The sequence below is a fragment of the Brevundimonas sp. genome, from assembly GCF_016463485.1.
Classification (GTDB): Bacteria; Pseudomonadota; Alphaproteobacteria; order Caulobacterales; family Caulobacteraceae; genus Brevundimonas.
The window spans coordinates 1-2,777 of the sequence record NZ_JAEMRD010000235.1; the positions used below are offsets into that span (position 1 = coordinate 1).

General features: G+C 67.6%; 3 protein-coding genes. 1 reads left to right on the forward strand and 2 read right to left on the reverse strand.

The features are described 5' to 3' along the window. Positions 1–393: 393 nt before the first annotated feature. Together JHC99_RS18345 and kduD are read right to left on the reverse strand one after the other, a co-directional pair. Positions 394–1,434 (reverse strand): sugar kinase, encoded by a 1,041-nt coding sequence (locus JHC99_RS18345; protein WP_292156127.1) that lies wholly within the window; start codon positions 1,432–1,434, stop codon positions 394–396. Between the two features lie 21 nt (positions 1,435–1,455). After that, the gene (gene kduD, locus JHC99_RS18350; RefSeq protein ID WP_292156129.1) at positions 1,456–2,214 is read right to left on the reverse strand and encodes a 2-dehydro-3-deoxy-D-gluconate 5-dehydrogenase KduD; all 759 of its coding nucleotides are present in this window, start codon (positions 2,212–2,214) and stop codon (positions 1,456–1,458) included. A gap of 198 nt (positions 2,215–2,412) precedes the next feature. Between kduD and JHC99_RS18355 the strand changes: the two genes are divergently transcribed. Then, the coding region (locus JHC99_RS18355; RefSeq protein WP_292156131.1) for an RpiB/LacA/LacB family sugar-phosphate isomerase at positions 2,413–2,777 on the forward strand (365 nt) is incomplete at its 3' end.

Here is a 2,777-nt window from a genome sequence, read left to right on the forward strand (position 1 = left end):
AAGATCGCAAGGCCTTGCGCCCTTCCCCGCGACGGGACGAAGGGCAGTATAGCGGCGTGGGATACCTAGGCGGGTTTGAGAGGGTCAGAAATCTGCAATCCGTTGCGGGGCAAGCGATTGGTGGCTCGAAGTTTGAAAGTTGGAGGTGCTGGAGCAGCCGTCTCCTCCCTGTCGCGCAGCGATGGGGAGGTGGCAGCGAGCCTCTTGCGAGCTGACGGAGGGGGCGACTCGGTGCTGAAAATTGGGGGCGCCGGACGCACCTCGATCGCTTCGAGAATCCCCACCGGTCAGACCTCGTCGCCCCCTCCGTCACGGCCCTGAAGAAGGGCCGCGCCACCTCCCCATCGCTTCGCGACGGGGAGGAGAAACGTCACCGGCCGGACCGGGACTGCCCTACCGCTTGATGTCGAAACCGTCGGCGTCCATCGCGGCGCGGACGTCGGCCGAGGTGAACAGGTTGAAGTCACCGTGGACCGAGTGTTTCAAGCCGGCGGCGGCGAGGCCGAAGGCGAGGGATTCTTCGTTCGGCCAGCCACTCCACACACCGAACAGCACGCCGGAGGCGAAGGCGTCGCCGCCGCCGACGCGGTCGATGACCCCGGCCATATGGATCGGCGCCGCGTCCACCTGGCCGTCGCGGGTCAGCATGACGGCGGACAGGGCCTGGTCGGCGACGCTGTCCTGAACCCGCAGGGTGCAGCAGATGCGGTCCAGTTTCGGGAAGGCCTCGAAGGCGGCGGCGGCGGCCAGGCGACGACGCTGATGCGGGTTGGGGTCGTCGAAGGTGCGGCCCAGAACCAGGGCGAAGTCGCGTTCGTCGGCGAAGGCGATCGAGGCCGTGGCCAGCATCCGGCCCAGCGTCGCGGGCGGGTCGCCGGCCCACTCGCCCCACAGCTTGCCGCGGAAATTGCCATCGAACGAGACCTTGACCCCTGCCCTTTCAGCCGCCTCGACGGCCTGGATGGCAGCACGGGTACCGTTCGGGCCGACCGCCGGAGTCACGCCCGAAACGTGCAGCCATTCGACCCCGTCCAGCAGCGACGGCCAGTCGAAGGCGGTATCGACGTGCTCGACGAAGGCCGATCCGGCACGGTCGTAGAGGACGTCGGCCGGACGGCGGACGGCGCCGGGCGTCATGAAATACAGGCCCATCCGGCCGGGCCTGAAGACGATGCCGGACGTGTCGACGCCGTGCTTGCGGACCTCGTCACGGGCACCCCGGCCAAGCCCGTTGTCGGGCAGGACGGTGGCCATCGCCGTTTGCGCGCCGTAGCGGGCCAGCGAGACGGCGACATTGGCCTCGGCCCCGCCGGGACGCACCGTCAGGGTCGGCCCCTGCATCAGCACCTCACCCTCGGGCGGATTGAGGCGCAGCAGCATCTCGCCAAAGCAGAGAATTCGGCCACCTGCGGCAGCGTTCGGGGACCCGGTCATGCGGCGGAAACTAGCGCGGGATCAGCGCGCCTGCCAGCCACCATCGACGGGCAGGATGGCACCCTGGACATAGTCCGAGGCCTCGCTGGCCAGGAAGACGGCGGCGCCGCCGAGGTCGGACGGCTTGCCCCAGCGACCGGCAGGGATGCGGCCCAGGATCTCGGCCGAACGCACGGGATCCTCTCGCAGGGCCTGGGTGTTGGCCGTGGCGAAATAGCCGGGGGCGATGGCGTTGGCGGTGATGCCGTGCGGGGCCCATTCGTTGGCCATCAGCTTGGTCAGGCCCGCTACGCCCGACTTGGAGGCCGTGTAGGACGGCACCCGGATGCCGCCCTGGAAGGACAGCATGGAGGCGATGTTGATGATCTTGCCGCCGTCGCCCTGTTTGATGAACTGGCGGGCGACCGCCTGGCTCATGAAGAAGACCGTCTTCAGGTTGATGTTCATCACCAGGTCCCAGTCGGCCTCGGTGAAGTCGACGGCGTCGGCCCGGCGGATCAGGCCGGCGTTGTTGACCAGGATGTCGATCCGGCCAAACGCGGCCAGGGTTTCCTCGACGATACGGCCGACCGGCTCGATCGAGGTCAGATCGGCCTGCAGCGAGACGGCCTTGCGGCCCTTGGCCAGGACCTGGCCGACGGTGTCGTCCGAATCCGACAGGGCGACCGAGGCGATGTCTGCCCCGGCGTCAGCCAGGGCGAGCGCGATGCCCTGGCCCAGGCCCGTGTTGCCGCCGGTGACGAGGGCGACCTTGCCGGTCAGGTCGAAGGGGGTGGTCATGGTCGGCTTCCTACCTTGGTTCACAGGTCCAGCTCAGCCCTGTCGAGGGACTTCAGGCCGGATTCGGGTTGTGCGTATAGGTAACCGGTGTCATAGGCAGATGCAACAGGCAGAACCAGACGGCGGGGATCAGCCCGGACCTCTTGCAGAGGCCTCGCTCTTCGCCCACTTCCTGTCCAACCCCGCGAGGAAACACCCATGAAAATCGCTCTCATCACCGAGAACAGCCAGGCCGCCAAGAACGCGGTCATCCACGACGCCCTGACCACGGTCGCCGAGCCCCTGGGCCACCAGGTGTTCAACTACGGTATGTACACCGCCGAGGATAAGGCCTCGCTGACCTACGTCATGAACGGCCTGCTGACCGGTATCCTGCTGAATTCCGGCGCGGCCGATTTCGTCGTGACGGGTTGCGGCACGGGCATGGGCTCGATGCTGGCCTGCAACGCCATGCCCGGCGTGTTCTGCGGTCTGGTGATCGACCCGACCGACGCCTTCCTGTTCGGCCAGATCAACGACGGCAACGCCATCTCCATGCCCTATGCCAAGGGCTTTGGCTGGGC